This window comes from Streptomyces sp. NPDC101152 (assembly GCF_044768275.1).
GTDB lineage: Bacteria > Actinomycetota > Actinomycetes > Streptomycetales > Streptomycetaceae > Streptomyces.
In genome coordinates this window covers 43097-60085 of sequence record NZ_JBIWPO010000048.1, presented here as the reverse complement: position 1 = coordinate 60085, position 16989 = coordinate 43097, and the positions used below count along the sequence as shown (strand labels likewise).

The following is a 16989-nucleotide window of genomic DNA, read 5'->3' as shown; positions in this document are numbered from 1 at the left end:
CCGATCTTCGACCTGGTCGACTACGGCGTGGTCGGCGACCTCTTCGACGTCGTCCCCCAGCTCACCGAGGAGATCAACACCCGCAAGGGCTGATCGGGCGGAGGGGCTGCCGGGGTCGGTCGTCAGCACCGCCGAGCACCCGCTGCACCGGCATGTCCGGCGGGCCGTCGCCCTGGACGGACTGCTCGGCAGCGCACGGGAGTTGACCCGCGAGGCCGGGGGCGGCTGCGTACCGCAGGCGCCCCCGGCTCGCTCAGCTGTGGGTCACCAGGGCAGGCGCCCGTTGACGTCGAAGTAGCCGCCGGTCGGTCCGTCGGGGCCGATCTGTGCCATCCGGACGATGATCTCGGCACCCTCCTCGACCGTCTGCGTGCCCGTGTTGCCGTTCAGGTCCGTCTTGGTGAAGCCCGGCTCCACGGAGTTGATCCGCATGCCGGGGTACGCCTTCGCGAACTGCACGGTGAGCATGTTGACCGCGGTCTTGGACGTCGGGTAGGCGATGCCGGGGTAGAAGTGGGCGTGGTGATCCGGGTCGGAGAGGTTGGTCAGCGAGGCCAGGCCGCTGCTGACGTTGACCACGACGGGGGCGGCCGAGCGTTCCAGCAGCGGCAGGAAGGCGTGCAGGACGCGGACCACGCCGAAGACGTTCGTCTCGAAGGTGTTGCGCATCTGGTCGGCGGTCACGGTCGCGGCGACCGGCACGCTGTTGTCCTCCGTGCGGGTCTCGATCCCGGCGTTGTTGATCAGCACGTCGAGTCCGCCGTCGGCCTCGATCGCCTTCGCGGCGGCGTCCACGGAGGCGTCGTCGGTGACGTCGAGCTGGACGAACCGGGCGCCCAGCCGCTCGGCGGCCCGGCGTCCGCGCTCGGCGTCACGGGCGCCGACGTACACGGTGTGGCCGGCGGCGGCGAGCCGACGGGCGGTCTCGAAGCCGAGACCCTTGTTCGCTCCGGTGATGAGTGTTGTCGTCATGCGGACCAGCTTCCGGCGGCACGGCCAGGTCAGCCAGAAGACCCCTCTTCCTGGGACTGCCGGTACCAGGCACAGGCACCGCCGACGGTGTTCACTGGGGGCATGACGGCGACGGAACTCGGACAGGCACTGCGGCGCTGGCGCGACCGGGTCGCCCCCGACGCGGCCGGGCTGCCCGCGGGTGGGCACCGTCGGGCGGCCGGTCTGCGGCGCGAGGAGCTGGCCCTGCTGGCGGGGATCTCGGTGGACTACATCACCCGTCTCGAACAGGGCCGGGCGACGAACCCGTCCGTGCAGGTCGTCGAGGCGCTGGCCCGGGCGCTCAGGCTGTCGCCGGACGAGCGCACGTATCTGTTCCGGCTCGCGGACCTGGTGCCGCCGGGTCCTGAGGTGGTCCCCGCGTTCCTCACCCCCAGCGTGCAGCGCCTGCTGGACAGGCTGGTGGACACGGCCGTCGCCGTGTCCGACGCCGCGATGAACCTGCTGGTGGCCAACCCGATGTACGCGGCGCTGATGGGCGATCCGTCCGTCCTGCGCGGCTACGAACGCAACGGCGTGTGGCGCGCGTTCACCGGGGTGCCGACCCGGGTGCGCCACACCCCGGCAGAACACGAGGCGTTCGAGATCGGCGTGGTCGCCGAACTGCGGGCGACCGCCGCCCGCTATCCCGCCGACCGTCAACTACGGCGCATGATCATGGAGTTGCGCGCTGCGAGCGAGCGGTTCGCCGAGCTGTGGGACGCCGGGGTGGTCGGCCGGCTGGACGCCTCCCACAAGACGATCGAGCATCCGCAGGTTGGCCTGCTCACCCTGGACTGCGATCTGCTCCGGGTCGAGGCGGGCGACCTGCACATCCTCGTCTACTCGGCCGAGCCGGGCACCGAGGCCGCCGAGAAGCTGCGGCTGATCTCGGTGCTCGGCACCCAGGACCTCGTCGAGAGGCGTTAGCGCAGCTCCGCTGCCAGCGCCTGGCCCAGTCGGGACGGTGCGTCGTGGAACGGGGGCGTTCGCTCGCCTCCGCCTCGGCCGGCAGGTTGGCGCGGCGGCGCCGACGGTCAGGGCGAGGCCCGTGAGCACGATGTCCCGGACCTTGCCGGGTCGGCCTCCTGCGGGCACCCTCGTCGACCCGGACCCGGGGGGGAAGGTGACCTCGGTCATGTGCAGGACGGGGTCGAAAACGGCGGTGCGTACGGCGCTCACCTCGTCGGCGGGGACGACGAACACGCTCGCGTCGGTGACCACGGCGAGCCGGTCGGCCCGGTACCCAGCTCGGTCCGGCCCGGTTCGGCGTAGGTGCGCCACAGTGGCGTCGGATCGGCTCCGTCGTCGGCGACGGCCCGTACCGGCGCCGACCCGGCCACTCCTTGCGAGATCAGCATTCTCGGTTTCTGGAATTAATACTCTCCTCCACACCGTCGGAGGTGTCCGGACCGGGCGGCCCCAGGCTTGTCGGTACAGTGCAGCAATGTTCTTCTCATGGCACAGGAGGCGGACCAGCCCATGAGCTCCCCGACCGAGGAACCGGCCTGGAAAAAGCGCGCGGTCGAGCGCTCCACCCGGGCGGCGAAACGGCGGGCCGAGCAGAGGGTGGATCGGTTCCTCGACGCGGCCCAGGCGATCATGGCGGAGAAGGGCACGACCGATTTCACCGTGCAGGAGGTCGCCGACCGCTCCAAGCAGTCGCTGCGCAGCTTCTACCAGCCCTTCGACGGCAAGCACGAGCTGCTGCTGGCCCTGTTCGAGGACGCGATGGGCAGATCGGCCCACGAGCTGCGGGCCCTGGCCGCCGAGCAGGCCGACCCGCTGGAGGGCGTCAGGGTCGTCGTCCAGGAGCTGTTCGAGAGCTCGCGCCCCGACCCGTCCACCCGACAGCAGCCGCCGTTCACCGACTTCGCCATGCGTCTGCTGATCTCGCACCCGGCCGAGATGCGGGTCGCGAACGCACCCCTGCTCGCGCTGTTCACCGAGCTGATGGAGGAACTCGAGGAGGCCAACCTGCTGCGCGCGGGCTTCCCGCCCGACCGGGTCGCGGCGCTGACGGTGCAGACCGTCATGTTCAACGCCCAGTCCAGCGGTCAGGAGGGCGCCCACCCCTTCACCGCGGAGGAGATCTGGGACTACTGCGCGAACGGCTTCACGTCCGACTCCTGACCTCTGCGGCGAGAAGTTGAGAACACCGTTCTCACATGGGTGGCCGCGCGTGACCTCTCCCCGCTCGGCATCCGCGTCGTCACCGTCACACCGGGCATGCCGGGTCGGTAAGGACCCGGCATCTCCCATGGCTGGGGCGGCACTCAGTCCGTGCCGGACTCCATCGCCGCACGGTCGAGGAGCGCGTCCTCCTCCGAGACGGCACCCCGGGAGGCGATGGCCTCGGCGCCGCCCTCGGGCAGCTCCGGCATGGTGCCGATGAGCCCGGTCGCGGCGGCCTGGGAGGCGCCGATGGTGGGGCTGCCGGTGCCGATCAGGCCGAGGCCGACGTACTGCTCCAGCTTGGCGCGCGAGTCGGCGATGTCGAGGTTGCGCATGGTCAGCTGGCCGATCCGGTCGACCGGGCCGAACGCGGAGTCCTCGGTGCGCTCCATCGACAGCTTGTCCGGGTGGTAGCTGAACGCCGGGCCGGTGGTGTCGAGGATCGAGTAGTCCTCGCCACGCCGCAGCCGCAGGGTGACCTCGCCGGTGACGGCCGAGCCGACCCAGCGCTGCAGCGACTCGCGGATCATCAGCGCCTGCGGGTCCAGCCAGCGGCCCTCGTACATCAGGCGGCCGAGGCGACGGCCCTCGTTGTGGTACTGGGCGAGGGTGTCCTCGTTGTGGATCGCGTTGACCAGACGCTCGTAGGCCGCGTGCAGCAGGGCCATGCCGGGCGCCTCGTAGATGCCGCGGCTCTTGGCCTCGATGATGCGGTTCTCGATCTGGTCGGACATGCCCAGGCCGTGGCGGCCGCCGATGGCGTTGGCCTCCATGACCAGGTCGACGGCGGTGGCGAACTCCTTGCCGTTGACGGTCACCGGACGGCCCTGGTCGAAGCCGATCGTCACGTCCTCGGTGACGATCTCGACGGCCGGGTCCCAGAACCGGACGCCCATGATGGGCTCGACGGTCTCGACGCCGGTGTCCAGGTGCTCCAGGGTCTTGGCCTCGTGGGTGGCGCCCCAGATGTTGGCGTCGGTGGAGTAGGCCTTCTCGGTACTGGCGCGGTAGGGCAGCTCATGGGCGAGCAGCCACTCCGACATCTCCTTGCGGCCGCCGAGCTCGGTCACGAAGTCCGCGTCCAGCCAGGGCTTGTAGATCCGCAGGTTCGGGTTGGCGAGCAGGCCGTAGCGGTAGAACCGCTCGATGTCGTTGCCCTTGTAGGTCGAGCCGTCGCCCCAGATCTGGACGTTGTCCTCGAGCATCGCCCGTACCAGCAGCGTGCCCGTGACGGCGCGCCCGAGGGGCGTGGTGTTGAAGTACGCCCGCCCGCCGGAGCGGATGTGGAACGCGCCGCAGGTCAGCGCGGCCAGGCCCTCCTCGACCAGCGCCGCGCGGCAGTCGACCAGGCGCGCGATCTCGGCACCGTAGGTCTTAGCACGCCCGGGCACCGAGGCGATGTCGGGTTCGTCGTACTGACCGATGTCGGCGGTGTAGGTGCACGGGACGGCGCCCTTGTCGCGCATCCACGCGACCGCGACCGAGGTGTCGAGGCCGCCGGAGAAGGCGATGCCGACGCGCTCGCCGGCGGGAAGGGAGGTGAGGACCTTGGACATAGCAAGAGTATGCATCAACTCGCATGGTCATGCAAAGTCCGGTGCCGCAGCCGCGCCACCAACCTGTCCGGTCAACACACCTAGTGCCGCGGCAGGCAACGGCCGCCCCGTCGCGACGCCGGCACGCCCTCTCGCCGCACCGGCCGAAACCCCGAGTACGTCCGGTCCATCAACGGGGCATTCCGTCCGGCACGCCGAGAGGACGCCCCGGACGCCGCTCCTTACCGGGCAGACGTCGCCTGCCGCGGCACCAGATCGCCTCGGTCCGCCTCAGGTCGACTCGCGGACCACCAGCCGGCACGGCACCGTGTGCACCCCCGGCACCCGACGCGCGTCGATGGCCTCCAGAAGCTTCAGTGCGGCGATCCGGCCGATCTCGGCGAGGTCCATGTCGATGGTGGTGAGCGGCGGGCGGCAGGCCAGCGCCATGGTGTCCCAGTTGTCGTAGCCGACGACGGCGATCCGCCCCGGCACGTCGATGCCGCGCTCGCGCAGCGCGTCCGCCACCCCCCGGGCGATCTGGTCGTTGCCGCAGAAGAAGGCGTCGGTGCCGGGCTCCGTGCGCAGGACCGCGTCGGCCGCGCGGCGCCCCCACGCCTCGCTCCACTCGCCGAAGTGGACGCGGCCGCCGGCCAGCTCGAGGGAGGAGCGTTCGAGCAGGTCCACGGCATGGCGGGCGCGATGCCGGGCCGCGGCGTGGTGCTCGGGGCCGGTGACGTGCGCGATCCGGGTGCGGCCGGTGGCGATGAGGTGCTCGACGGCGAGGTGGGCGCCGCCCCGGTCGTCGGAGGCGACCGAGGTGTCTGCGGGGTCGGTGGACGGGGAGAGCGCGTAGACGATCGGGATGCCGTCGACACCCTGGAGGGGCGGGCGCGGGTCCGTGCGGCGGCCGGTGACGATGATGCCGTCCACCCGCCGGTCCATGAGGTTGCGCAGATGGTGCTGCTCACGGATGGTGTCGCCGCGGGTGTCGCACAGCAGCACGGAGATCTTCCCGGCACCCAGCGCGTCCTCGGCGCCCAGCAGGACGGGGGTGCTGAAGCGGCCGATGCCGTCCGTGGTCATCAGGCCGACGGTCCAGCTGCGCCCGGTGTGCAGGCTCTGCGCGTGCTGGTTGGGCCGGAAGCCGAGTTCCTCCACGGCGTCCAGCACCCGCTGCCGGGTCTCCGGACGCATCCGGCCGCTGCCGCTGAGCGCCTTGGACGCCGTTCCCACGCTGACGCCGGCGAGCGCGGCGACATCGGCGAGCCTGGCCCGGCCCGCGGAGGGGGATCGTGGAGCGGCTTCGGTCACGAGCAATCCTTTTCCCAGTTGGTTCCACGGATGATCTCCGGCGGACTGAGCCCCATCATCGTAGTGGGGCGCGTCGAGTGCCAGTCCTTGAGCAACAAGAGAAATCCTACGCAGCACTCTTGACCGCGAAACCTCCCCTCCCCTCTACTTCTCGACTAGGAAAACGGTTGCTCAAACCGTTGCCCCCATCGTCGTCACGCTCCCTCGCCATCCCTCCCGGAGAGCCATGCCCCGCACCCCCTCCGCCCAGCCCTCCCCCACCGGCCCGGTCCGCCTCGGCCCCGACGCCCGCGCCGCCCTGCGCCCCGCCCGGGCCGAGGTGGCCGACGGCTTCTGGTATGCCCGCCGCGAGGTCAACGCCCGCACCTCCCTCCCCCAGGGCCCGGACCTGCTGGAGTCCGCGGGCAACCTGCACAACCTGCGGCTGGCGGCGGGGACGGCCGAGGGCGAGTTCCAGGGCGCCTACCCCTTCGTGGACACGGACGTCTACAAGTGGCTGGAGGCCGCCGCCTGGCAACTGGCCGGGCAGCCGGCGGCGGAGCTGGAGTCGGACGTCGACCGGATCGTGGCCCTGGTGGCCGCCGCCCAGCAGTCCGACGGCTATCTCAACACCTGGTTCCAGTTGGTGAAGAACGGCGAGCGCTACCAGGACCTGCGCTGGGGCCACGAGTTGTACTGCGCCGGGCACCTCATCCAGGCGGCCGTCGCCCACCACCGGGCCACCGGCCGCACCGAACTCCTCGACGTGGCCCGCAGGTTCGCCGACCACGTCGACTCGGTCTTCGGTCCGCCCGGCAGCGGCAAGGAGATCGACGGCATCGACGGCCACCCCGAGGTGGAGACCGCCCTGGTCGAGCTGTACCGGGAGACCGGCGAACGCCGCTACCTCGAGCTCGCCGGCTACTTCGTCGATCGGCACGGCCACGGCCTGCTCGGCGGCGAGGCCTACTGCCAGGACCGGGTGCCGGTGCGGGAGGCGACCAACGTCGAGGGCCACGCCGTACGGCAGTTGTACCTGCTGGCGGCGGTCGCCGACCTGGCCACCGAGACCGGGGAGGCCGAACTCCGGTCCGCCGCCGAGCGGTTGTGGCAGGCCATGACGACCACCAAGACCCACCTCACCGGCGGGCTCGGCGCCCACCACGACTGGGAGGACTTCGGCGACCCGTACGAACTGCCCAACGAGCGCGCCTACTGCGAGACCTGCGCCGCCATCGCATCCGTCCATTGGAGCTGGCGCATGGCCCTGCTCACCGGCGAGGCCCGCTACAGCGACCTGATCGAACGCACCCTGTTCAACGGGTTCCTGGCCGGCGTCTCCCTCGACGGCGAGCGCTGGCTGTACGTCAACCCGCTGCAGGTCCGCGACGGCCACACCGACCCCGGGGGTGACCAGTCGGCGCGCCGCACCCGCTGGTTCCGCTGCGCCTGCTGCCCGCCGAACGTGATGCGGCTGCTGGCCGGCCTCGAGCACTACCTCGCCACGGGCGACGACGACGGCCTGCAGATCCACCAGTACGCCACCGGCCGCTACACCACCGGCCCGATCGCCGTAAGCGCCGAGACCGACTACCCCTGGCACGGCAGCATCGCCCTGACCGTCGAGGACACCCCGACCGACCGCCCCTGGACGCTCTCCCTGCGCATCCCGCAGTGGTGCCGCGACGTCCGGGTGCGCTGCGGCGAGGAGACGTACGACTCCGCAGCGGTCGACGGCTGGCTCAGGCTGGAGCGGACCTGGGCGCCGGGCGACCGGGTCGTGCTGGAGCTGGGCATGGAACCCCGGCTCACCGCGGCCGACCCGCGCGTGGACGCCGTACGCGGCTGCGTGGCCATCGAACGCGGGCCGCTCGTGTACTGCCTGGAGCAGGTCGACCACCCCGGCGGCGGCCTGGACGACATCGTCATCGACACCACACGCCCGCTCGCCGTGAAGCACCGCCCCGACCTGCTGGGCGGCGTCACGACGGTCGTGGCGGCCGGCCGGCGCCGGCACCTCCCGGACGCGGGCTGGTGGCCGTACACCGCCGCCGACGAACCCGAGCGGCCCGGCGGCGACCCCGTCGAGCTCACCGCTGTTCCCTACTACGCCTGGGCCAACCGCCAGGACGGCGCCATGCGCGTCTGGCTGCCCACCTCCTGAGCCCCTCCTTCACGACAACGAGGTCAACCGTGACATCCACCCGCCGCACCCTCCTGGCCGCCATAGCCGCCGTCGGCACGCTCGCCTCCCTCACCGCCTGCGGAGGAGGAAGCTCCGGTTCGTCCAACTCCTCCTCCGGCTCGACCGGCGGGACGTACGCCTTCTGGGACCCCTACCCGCAGTTCGACGCCTCCTCGGCCTGGGCCAAGCTCGTCACCTCGTGCGGCACCAAGGCCGGGGTGAAGCTGAAGCGGACCGCCTACGACACCACGGACCTGGGCAACAAGGCGCTGCTCGCCGCCCAGCAGGGCAACGCTCCCGACGTCATGCTCGTCGACAACCCCGTCGTCTCCACGCTGGTCGAGGCGGGGATCCTCAACAAGACGAGCGACCTGGGCCTGGACACGGCGTCGATCCAGAAGAACATCATCGGTGCGGGCACCCTCGGCGGGGCCTCGTACGGGGTACCGATCGGCGCCAACACCCTCGCCCTCTACTACAACAAGAAGATCCTTTCCGCGGCGGGCGTCGACCCGGCGTCCGTCAAGGACTGGAACTCCCTGACGGCCGCACTGAAGAAGGTCAAGGGGGCAGGCAAGAAGGGCATCACCTTCTCCGCGATCAACACGGAAGAGGGCAGCTTCCAGTTCCTGCCCTGGTTCTGGGGCGCGGGCGGCGACCTGACAAAGCTGAACTCCGACAAGGGAGTTGCCGCCCTGACACTGTGGAAGCAGTGGGTGGACGCCGGCTACGCGCCCAAGGACGTGCTGCAGAACACCCAGACCACCAGCTGGCAGGAGTTCGCCACCGGTGACTACGCGTTCAGCGAGAACGGCACCTGGCAGCTCGGCAACGCGGCCAAGGCCGGCTTCGACTACGGCATCATCAACATCCCCGGCCAGAACGGCGGTTCGGCGCCGGTGCCGACGGGTGGCGAGTTCGTCACCGTGCCCGTACAGAAGGACACCGGGCGCTACGCCGTCAGCAAGAAGATCGTCGCGTGTCTGACCAGCAACACGAACCTGCTGCCCACCGACACGACCCTGCAGTACGTCGCCCCCACGGCGAGTGTCCAGGCCGAGCAGGTGAAGCAGAACCCGAAGCTCAGGCCGTGGGTGGACGCGGTGGCGGCCGCTCGTGGCCGTACCAGCGGGGGGCTCGGCACCAAGTACCCGACCATCTCTCAGCCGATGTGGACCGCTGTCCAGGCCGCGCTGTCGGGCAGCAAGAGCCCGCAGGACGCGCTGAACACGGCGCAGTCGAGCGCACAGAAGGGCTAGGACCCGCATGACCATCGCCCGGGTCGACCGTCCGCGGCGGGCCCCGGCCGCCGCGGCGGGGGCGAGCGACGCCGACATGCTGTCCCTGCGCCGCCGGCAGCGGCGCAGGAGCCGCCTGACGGCGCTGGCCTTCGTCCTCCCCCTCCTCGTCTACCTCGCCGCCTTCTACGTCTATCCGCTCTACCGCAACCTCGACCTGAGCCTGCGGGACTACACCGTCCGGTCCTTCGTGGCCGGGGACGCGCCGTTCTCCGGGTGGGCCAACTTCCGGAAGGTGCTGGACGATCCGACGTTCGGTCCGGCGATGCGGCACACGATGGTCTTCACCTTCGTGTCCATCGCCTTCCAGTACGTCATCGGACTCGCCCTCGCGGTCTTCTTCAACCGGCACTTCCGGCTCGCGCCCACCCTGCGCGCGCTGTTCCTCATCCCGTGGCTGCTGCCGCTGATCGTGTCGGCGTCGACCTGGTCCTGGATGTTCAACAGCGAGTCGGGGGTGGTCAACTACTTCCTGCACTTCTTCGGCGTCTCCCCGGTCGGCTGGCTCACCTCGCCCGACTGGGCGCTGGCCTCGGTGATCGTCGCGAACATCTGGATCGGCATCCCGTTCAACCTGGTCATCATCTACAGCGGGCTGCAGAACATCCCCGGCGAGCTGTACGAGGCGGCGTCGCTGGACGGGGCGAGCACGTGGCAGCAGTTCCGCCGGATCACCTTCCCGTTGCTGCGTCCGGTGTCCGCGATCACCCTGCTGCTCGGTCTCGTCTACACCCTCAAGGTGTTCGACCTGATCTGGATCATGACGAAGGGCGGCCCGGGCGACGCCTCGTCGACCCTGGCGACCTGGTCGTACCAGCTCGGCTTCGGCACGCTGCTGCCGAAGTTCGGCCCCGGGGCAGCGGTCGGCAACATCCTCATCCTCATCGCGCTCGTCTTCGGATTGCTCCACATCCGTGTCCAGAGGAGGCAGGAAGCGTGAAGTCCCTGTCGAAGGGCCGCCGTTACACTGTGATCGGCGTCGTCCTCACCGCGCTGATGCTGTTCCCGGTGTACTGGATGCTGAACGTGTCCCTCACCCCGCAGCAGGACATGCGCAAGGACCCGCCCGACCTGTTCCCGCTGCACCCCACCTTCGAGGGCTACCGGGCCGTGCTGGACGACCAGTTGCCCTACCTCGGCACCAGCCTGCTCATCGGCCTCGGCACGGTCGCGCTCACGCTGCTGCTTGCGGCCCCGGCCGGCTACTCGCTGGCGAAACTCCGCCCGCGCGGGGGCGGGGCGCTCGGCCTCGGTCTGCTGGTCGCGCAGATGATCCCCGGGATCGTCATGGCGATGGGCTTCTACGGCATCTTCCTGGACCTCGGTCTGCTGAACTCCTGGTGGGGCCTCATCATCGCGGACTCCACGATCGCCGTCCCGTTCGGCGTCATGATCTTCACGGCGTTCATGTCGGGCATCCCCGGTGAGCTGATCGCCGCGTCCCGCATCGACGGCGCCGGGACCTTCCGCACCTTCTGGTCGGTCGTGCTGCCGGTGAGCCGCAACGCCCTGGTCACCGTCTCGCTGTTCAGCTTCCTGTGGGCCTGGTCCGACTTCGTCTTCGCCAACACCCTTGACGGCGGCGGCGATCTGCGGCCGATCACCCTCGGCATCTACAAGTACATCGGCAACAACAACCAGGAGTGGAACGCGATCATGGCCACCGCCGTGGTCGCCTCCGTCCCCGCAGCGGTTCTGCTGGTCCTCGCCCAGCGCTATGTCGCCGCGGGCGTCACCGCGGGAGCCGTGAAGGACTGAGCCGAGTCGAGATCCGGCACCCCCATCCCCCTTTTCCTCCGTGAGGAGAACTCTGTCATGAGCCGCACAAGACCGCCCGCCCCCGTCCGGCTGACGGCCGTCCTGGGCGCCGCCGCCCTCACCGCGGCCGCGCTCGCCGCCTCCGTCGGCACCGCCCAGGCGGCGCCCTCAGCCTCCACCACGCTGGTCGTGAGCGCCGACCAGACCCTGCGTCCGGTCACCCATGTGGCGACCGGCAGCCTCTACGGGCTCGCCGACGCGAACACTCCCGCCGACAGCCTGGTCACCCCGCTCAAGCCGAACACCTTCGTCCAGATGGCCCCGGGCGGCTCCCAACTGCCCAACGGGGAGCCCAAGCCGGCCGGCGACGCGCTGGTCGTGGCGCCCAAGGCGGCCCGGGCCGGCGCCAAGGTCGTCGTCCGCATGCCGGACTGGTACCCGAACTTCCCCTACAAGTGGGTGAGCTGGTCCGACTGGCTGTCCGCCGTGGACAAGCAGGTGGCCTCCGTCCAGTCCTCCGGCGCCACCAACATCGCCGCCTTCGAGCTGTGGAACGAGCCCGAGGGGACGTGGAACACCTCGGCGGCGGGCGCCTTCGACGACGGCTGGTCGAGGACGTACAAAGAGGTCCGCTCCAAGGACACCACAACCCCCATCCAGGGGCCCAGCTTCGCGACGTACACCGACAGCAAGATGAAGGCGTTCCTCCAGGACGCCATCGCGAACAACGCGGTGCCCGACATCGTCTCGTGGCATGAACTCCAGACCAGCGCCGACATCGCCGCACACGTGGCCGACTACCGGGCGCTGGAGACGAGTCTCGGCCTCAGCCATCGCCCCGTCGCCATCGAGGAGTACGGCACCCCGAGCGAGGTAGGCGTCCCCGGGCCGCTGGTGAGCTACGCCGCCAAGTTCGAGCGGGCCGGCGTGCACGACGCCGAGCTGGCCTTCTGGAACCACTACGGCACCCTCGGCGACACGCTGACCGACACGGGCGGCTCACCGAACGGCTCGTACTGGCTCTACAAATGGTACGGCGACATGTCGGGGAACATGCTCGTCACCACTCCCCCGGCCCAGACCGGCATCGACGGCGCCGCCTCGCTCACCGCTGACGGCAAGCAGATCAGCGTGATCTTCGGTGGTGGTGCGGGGTCGAGTGCCGTACAGGTGAAGGGACTCGGGGCGCTGTCCGGGTTCGGATCGACGGTGCACGCGAAGCTGGAGTACACGCCCTCCAAGGGGCGTCTGACCGCCGTGTCCGGGCCGATCACCATCTCCGACGCCGACTACACCGTCTCGAACGGCTCGATCACCGTTCCCGTGACGACCAACGCCTCCGACGCCTACCACCTGGTGATCACCCCCAGCGGCACCTCCACCTCGCTGGCCGGGCGCTACCAGATCACCAACAAGAACAGCGGTCTCGCCCTGGACACCAGTGGCGCGGGCACCGCGCAGGGGACCGCCGCGGTGCAGGCCGCCTCGACGACCGGCACCGACCAGAACTGGACCCTGGTCTCCGCCGGAAACGGTCTCTACAAGATCCGGCAGCAGTCCAGCGGTCTGCTGCTCGGCATCAACAACATGAGCACCAGCGACGGCGGAACCGCGCTGATCTGGGGCGACAACGGCACCGCCGACCACCTGTGGCAGCTCATCCCGTCCGGCGACGGCTACTACAAGATCGCCAACTACAACAGCGGGCTGCTGCTCGGTGTGGACAGCATGAGCACGTCCTCCGGCGCCCAGGTGCTGCAGTGGGACGACAACGGCACGGCGGACCACCTGTGGAAGCTCACTTCGCGGTGAGCGAGTGGCGAGCACCGAACGCTCCAGGTGCATGTTCAGGACGCGTTCGGTGCTCTCCGCTGCCTGGTCAGGGCGTCTCGGGGGCGAGGATGAAGATCCCGGCGACCTTCTCGTCCGTGTCGAAGGCGACCCGGGCCTTCATGTCGCCGGCCTCGTAGTGCAGCGGGACGTCGACCACCGTGTGGTCACCGACGCGCCGGACGAACGGCTCGGCCTCGGCGAAGCCCTCGAACGCGCCGACCAGACCGGCGACCGTGGCCAGGCCGTCGCCCCGCACCTCGTCGGTGAACGCCGCCAGTACCTGGTCGTTGAAGGATCGCCGGGCCTCGTCCATCCGGCCTTCCAGGACGTCCGTGACGATGCCGCGAGCGCGCTCGGCGGCGTCGGCCATGGTCACTGTCTTGTCCATGGGTTCTCCCGTCCGGGGATCGATGGGCTTGCCGAACCGCTGGAAGGCGGCCTGGCGGGTGACACCGAGCAGGTCCCCGATCTCCTGCCAGGTGTGGCCGGCGTCCCGGGCCTGCTGCACGCACAGCTTGAGCACCTGTTCCGCCATGCCGTCGACGCCCTGGGAACGCCGGACCAACTCGAGGTAGGCCGGCGGCGAGAGCGGACTGTCCACCGCCTCGGCCAGCACCGCGGCCTGTTCCGCCAGCAGCGCGCTGAGGGCGGCGAGACTCATCGAGGAATCGACCACGCGTAAAGGATCCCTTTACACACTCCCCCTGTCAAGGTTTCCTTTACGACTTCTCGCCTCCGAGACCGCCTCCGAGCGCGTCTCAGAGCGTCGCCTCCAACTCGGCGACGGGGAACGGCGTTCGCTTGCTCCGCGTCACCAGCCGGTGAAAGAAGTCGTCCACCACGACGGCCGTCCGAGCGTGCCGGTCGAGGACGGCGCCGACGTCGGCCGGCACACCGGGCGCGCGGCGGCCCTCGCTCCATTCGCGGAGGAACGTCTCACGGTCCGTCCCCCCGCGGACGCGGTCGAGCAGGTGGAACTTCAGCAGGTGCGCGGGGACGTAGCAGCGGTCGTAGATGCGATGGTCGGCCAGGAACTCGGCCTCGTCCGGGGCGAGTTCGAAGGCGGTACTCGAAGCGAGGCCGAGGTCCGCGAAGTAGACCCGGTGGCCGTCCGTCAGGACGTTGTGGAAGTGGGCGTCGAAATGGACCAGCCCGCGCGAGCTCATGAACTCCGTTCCCCGGGACAGCTCCTCGGTGACCCATGGCAGGGTGTCCGGGTGCTCCTCCAGCCAGGCGGCCAGCGTCCACGGCACGTGTTCGAGGAAGAGCACCAGGCTCGCGGACGACTCTCCGATGGCCTCCAACCGATGCCGCACGGCGGGCGATCCGTCCCAGTGCGCGACGGCCTCGTCGACACCCCCGAAGTCACCGGTGAACCCCGTCGGGGGCCGGTCGGGCAGGATCCGCCAGTGGTAGAGCAGCGGAAAGCCCCCGTACTCGCCCCGCAGCACCCACCCGTTCGCCATCAGGTGCGCGGCCAGCTCCCGCCAGGCGCCGAACCCGGCGGAGCCGATCCCGTACTGGTAGAACGACGGCAGGCCGAACAGGTTCGCCGTCGACCGCGCGTTCTCCGGCCGCAGTTCGAGGTCCGTCAGCGGTACACGCTTCACGAAGACGCGTACGCCGTCCACGTCCAGCTCGGCCGAGCGGCCGCCGATGCCGGAGCCCAGCTCGGGTGCCGCGGCCACCGCGTCGGCGAGCCGCCGGTCACTGAGCAGACCGAGCGCCGTGCTCACGGTCGCGTAGGCGGACGGACGGGCGGACATCTGCGGCTCGTCGAAGCGGTCCGTCGGCGAGGTCAGCCGAGCTTCTTCAGCAGTTCGACGGCGAGCGGGGCGGAGGAGGCGGGGTTCTGACCGGTGACGAGGTTACGGTCGACGACGACGTGCGGCGCCCACGGCGCGGCGACCTCGACCTGCACCCCGGCCTCGGTCAGCCGGTCCTGCAGCAGCCACTTGGCCCTGTCGGCGAACCCGGCCTGGGTCTCCTCGGCGTTGGTGAAGGCGGCCACCCGGTAACCGGCGAAGGCGTTGGTGCCGTCGACCCGGGTGGCGGCCAGCAACGCGGCCGGGGCGTGGCAGACGACGCCGAGCGGCCTGCCGGAGTCCAGGGCGCCGGTGAGCAGGGCGCCGGACAGGGAGTCGACGGCGAGGTCCTCCATGGGCCCGTGACCGCCGGGGTAGAAGACGGCCGCGTACTCGTCGAGGTCGACGTCCTCCAGGCTGATCGGGTGCTGCAGCTCGGTCGCTCCGGCGAGCACGCCCGCGATCCGGTCGGCGTTCTCCTGTCCCCCGTTGACCTCGGCGGCGAGGCTGCCCTTGTCCACGGTCGGGACGACGCCGCCCGGGGTGGCGACGACGACCTCGTGACCGGCGGCCCTGAAGGCCTCGTACGGGGCGACGGCCTCCTCGGCCCAGAAGCCGGTGGGGTGCTGGGTGCCGTCGGCCAGGGTCCAGTGGTCGGCGCCGGTCATCACAAAAAGGATCTTCGACATGGTGTCTCTTTCGCACGCTGATCGTCAGGAGGTGATGCCCTCGACCGTAGCCCGGTCCCCGCGTGAGATTCCAACAGGAGGTTCCGGGCGAGGAACACTGGAATCCGATGGCCCGCCCTCGCCGCCGCCCCGAACCCCGCGTCAGCCTCGCGGCACCGAGCCCTCCGTGCTCCTGCCGGGAGAACCGGTGGGGTCCATCTGCCTCCAGGCCGGAAGGACCACCGGGCACAACGTGGCGAGCAGATACGTACCGCCAACCGCCAGCAGCGCGAAGGCCGGGCCGGCCGAGTCCACGAGGGCGCCCGCGGCCAGTCCGCCCAGCGGAGTGACCAACTGCACCGAGGCTGCCGTCGCGCTCAGCACGCGACTGCGCAGCTCCTCCGGGACCGTCTCATACGTCACGGTGGCCATGACGGGGCTGAGCACACCGAAGGCGAGACCCTCCACCGCCATGGTCAGGGCCAACGGCGCGAAGGTGTGGGTGAAGGCGGCTACCACGAAGCGCGGCAGGCCTCCGACGAGGAACGCGATCGTGAACACGGGCCACCGCCGAAAGCGGCTGCCCGCCGCCCCGTAGACCAGCGCCCCCGTGAGTGCGCAGATCCCGAACGCCGCGTTCAGCAGACCGAGATCGACGGCACCGTCAAGTTCCTCACGGGCATGCACTGGTAGGAGCACGGCGCTCCATCCCTGGTCGAGCCCCCTGGTGACGAGCGTCATCAGGCACAGGCCGAGCAGCAACGGCGTGGCCGCCACGAAGCGATACCCTTCCGCGAGGTCACGACGGTAGGCACGCAACGACGGCGGCCCAGCGCGTCGTCGGGCCCGCGCCTGCGGAAGGCCGCGCACCCCGAACGCGAACAGTGGCGCGGACACGGCGAACGTCGCGGCGTCCACCAGAAGGACGTTCTCCGCGCCGAGTCCCGCGATCAGCACACCTCCGAGAGCGGATCCCGTCAGTGCCGCACAGCGTGCCGCACCGTCGTACCACCCGGCAGCCCTGGTCAGCGACACTCGGGCGCGTTCGGCGAGCGTGGGCAACAGCACGCCGCGAGCGGTTTCCCCCGGCGAACGCAGCAGCCCGGTCAGCGCCATCAGCACGCACAGCATCCAGAGCCGCAGGACGCCGGCGAACTGCAACAGTGGGATCGCCGCGACGGTGGCTCCGCTGGCAAGATCCGAGACGACGCCCACCCGCCGTCGCCCGATCCGGTCGATGACCGGGCCGGTGACGAGCGCGGCGAGCACCACGGGCAGCAGTGAGCAGAACGCGACGATCCCGACCTTGGTGGCACTGCCCGTGCTCTGCAGGACGAACCACGGGACGCCCAGGTAGGTGAGGCAGTTACCCGCGATCGAAACGAGGTTGGCGGCAAGAACCATTGCCAGGGGACGGCGATCGACCGCCCCGAACTCTTCGGACACCAC

Annotated in this window: 14 protein-coding genes; 7 read left to right on the top strand and 7 right to left on the bottom strand. The window is 70.4% G+C overall.

Translation table 11 applies throughout. From position 1 onward, the window contains the following. Positions 1 to 264 precede the first annotated feature (264 nt). On the bottom strand, positions 265 to 972 hold the full coding sequence (locus ACIRVK_RS37105; RefSeq protein ID WP_404255104.1) for an SDR family oxidoreductase: 708 nt from the start codon (positions 970 to 972) through the stop codon (positions 265 to 267). A 102-nt stretch (positions 973 to 1074) separates the two neighbouring features. Between ACIRVK_RS37105 and ACIRVK_RS37100 the strand changes: the two genes are divergently transcribed. Together ACIRVK_RS37100 and ACIRVK_RS37095 are read left to right on the top strand one after the other, a co-directional pair. After that, entirely contained in the window at positions 1075 to 1920 is an 846-nt protein-coding gene (locus ACIRVK_RS37100; protein ID WP_404255102.1) for a helix-turn-helix domain-containing protein, read from the top strand. A 552-nt stretch (positions 1921 to 2472) separates the two neighbouring features. After that, positions 2473 to 3123, top strand: a complete 651-nt coding sequence (locus ACIRVK_RS37095) for a TetR/AcrR family transcriptional regulator (protein ID WP_404255100.1) — start codon at positions 2473 to 2475, stop codon at positions 3121 to 3123. A 143-nt stretch (positions 3124 to 3266) separates the two neighbouring features. On the opposite strand, the gene argG is transcribed toward ACIRVK_RS37095, so the two are convergent. Beyond that, a complete protein-coding gene (gene argG, locus ACIRVK_RS37090; protein WP_404255098.1) occupies positions 3267 to 4721 on the bottom strand; it encodes an argininosuccinate synthase in 1455 nt (484 codons plus the stop codon). Positions 4722 to 4991: 270 nt separating this feature from the next. Then, positions 4992 to 6014, bottom strand: a complete 1023-nt coding sequence (locus tag ACIRVK_RS37085; protein WP_404255096.1) for a LacI family DNA-binding transcriptional regulator — start codon at positions 6012 to 6014, stop codon at positions 4992 to 4994. 226 nt (positions 6015 to 6240) lie between these two features. Here ACIRVK_RS37085 and ACIRVK_RS37080 point away from each other — a divergent pair, with 226 nt between their 5' ends. The 5 genes from ACIRVK_RS37080 to ACIRVK_RS37060 are packed head-to-tail and all read left to right on the top strand — an operon-like array spanning position 6241 to position 13046. Further along, complete coding sequence (locus ACIRVK_RS37080) at positions 6241 to 8157, top strand: glycoside hydrolase family 127 protein (RefSeq protein ID WP_404255094.1); 1917 nt, start codon at positions 6241 to 6243, stop codon at positions 8155 to 8157. Between the two features lie 29 nt (positions 8158 to 8186). Next, entirely contained in the window at positions 8187 to 9437 is a 1251-nt protein-coding gene (locus tag ACIRVK_RS37075) for an extracellular solute-binding protein (RefSeq protein ID WP_404255092.1), read from the top strand. A gap of 7 nt (positions 9438 to 9444) precedes the next feature. After that, positions 9445 to 10416: a carbohydrate ABC transporter permease gene (locus ACIRVK_RS37070; protein ID WP_404255090.1), complete on the top strand. Its 972-nt coding sequence runs from the start codon at positions 9445 to 9447 to the stop codon at positions 10414 to 10416. A gap of 56 nt (positions 10417 to 10472) precedes the next feature. Next, positions 10473 to 11234 (top strand): carbohydrate ABC transporter permease, encoded by a 762-nt coding sequence (locus ACIRVK_RS37065; protein WP_404255110.1) that lies wholly within the window; start codon positions 10473 to 10475, stop codon positions 11232 to 11234. A 57-nt stretch (positions 11235 to 11291) separates the two neighbouring features. Next, complete coding sequence (locus ACIRVK_RS37060; RefSeq protein WP_404255088.1) at positions 11292 to 13046, top strand: RICIN domain-containing protein; 1755 nt, start codon at positions 11292 to 11294, stop codon at positions 13044 to 13046. 67 nt (positions 13047 to 13113) lie between these two features. Here ACIRVK_RS37060 and ACIRVK_RS37055 read toward each other — a convergent pair whose 3' ends face one another. The 4 genes from ACIRVK_RS37055 to ACIRVK_RS37040 form a co-directional block, all read right to left on the bottom strand. Then, on the bottom strand, positions 13114 to 13728 hold the full coding sequence (locus ACIRVK_RS37055; RefSeq protein WP_404255086.1) for a DUF3887 domain-containing protein: 615 nt from the start codon (positions 13726 to 13728) through the stop codon (positions 13114 to 13116). A gap of 97 nt (positions 13729 to 13825) precedes the next feature. Continuing rightward, on the bottom strand, positions 13826 to 14833 hold the full coding sequence (locus ACIRVK_RS37050) for a protein kinase family protein (RefSeq protein ID WP_404255084.1): 1008 nt from the start codon (positions 14831 to 14833) through the stop codon (positions 13826 to 13828). 32 nt (positions 14834 to 14865) lie between these two features. Further along, positions 14866 to 15561, bottom strand: a complete 696-nt coding sequence (locus ACIRVK_RS37045) for a type 1 glutamine amidotransferase domain-containing protein (RefSeq protein WP_404255082.1) — start codon at positions 15559 to 15561, stop codon at positions 14866 to 14868. A 141-nt stretch (positions 15562 to 15702) separates the two neighbouring features. Next, the gene (locus ACIRVK_RS37040; protein ID WP_404255080.1) at positions 15703 to 16989 is read right to left on the bottom strand and encodes an MFS transporter; all 1287 of its coding nucleotides are present in this window, start codon (positions 16987 to 16989) and stop codon (positions 15703 to 15705) included.

Coding starts and splice junctions, on each gene's coding strand:
- ACIRVK_RS37105 (WP_404255104.1), bottom strand. CDS start 972: ATGACGACAACACTCATCACCGGAGCGAACAAGGGTCTCGGCTTCGAG.
- ACIRVK_RS37100 (WP_404255102.1), top strand. CDS start 1,075: ATGACGGCGACGGAACTCGGACAGGCACTGCGGCGCTGGCGCGACCGG.
- ACIRVK_RS37095 (WP_404255100.1), top strand. CDS start 2,473: ATGAGCTCCCCGACCGAGGAACCGGCCTGGAAAAAGCGCGCGGTCGAG.
- argG (WP_404255098.1), bottom strand. CDS start 4,721: ATGTCCAAGGTCCTCACCTCCCTTCCCGCCGGCGAGCGCGTCGGCATC.
- ACIRVK_RS37080 (WP_404255094.1), top strand. CDS start 6,241: ATGCCCCGCACCCCCTCCGCCCAGCCCTCCCCCACCGGCCCGGTCCGC.
- ACIRVK_RS37070 (WP_404255090.1), top strand. CDS start 9,445: ATGACCATCGCCCGGGTCGACCGTCCGCGGCGGGCCCCGGCCGCCGCG.
- ACIRVK_RS37065 (WP_404255110.1), top strand. CDS start 10,473: ATGCTGTTCCCGGTGTACTGGATGCTGAACGTGTCCCTCACCCCGCAG.
- ACIRVK_RS37060 (WP_404255088.1), top strand. CDS start 11,292: ATGAGCCGCACAAGACCGCCCGCCCCCGTCCGGCTGACGGCCGTCCTG.
- ACIRVK_RS37055 (WP_404255086.1), bottom strand. CDS start 13,728: ATGAGTCTCGCCGCCCTCAGCGCGCTGCTGGCGGAACAGGCCGCGGTG.
- ACIRVK_RS37050 (WP_404255084.1), bottom strand. CDS start 14,833: ATGTCCGCCCGTCCGTCCGCCTACGCGACCGTGAGCACGGCGCTCGGT.
- ACIRVK_RS37045 (WP_404255082.1), bottom strand. CDS start 15,561: ATGTCGAAGATCCTTTTTGTGATGACCGGCGCCGACCACTGGACCCTG.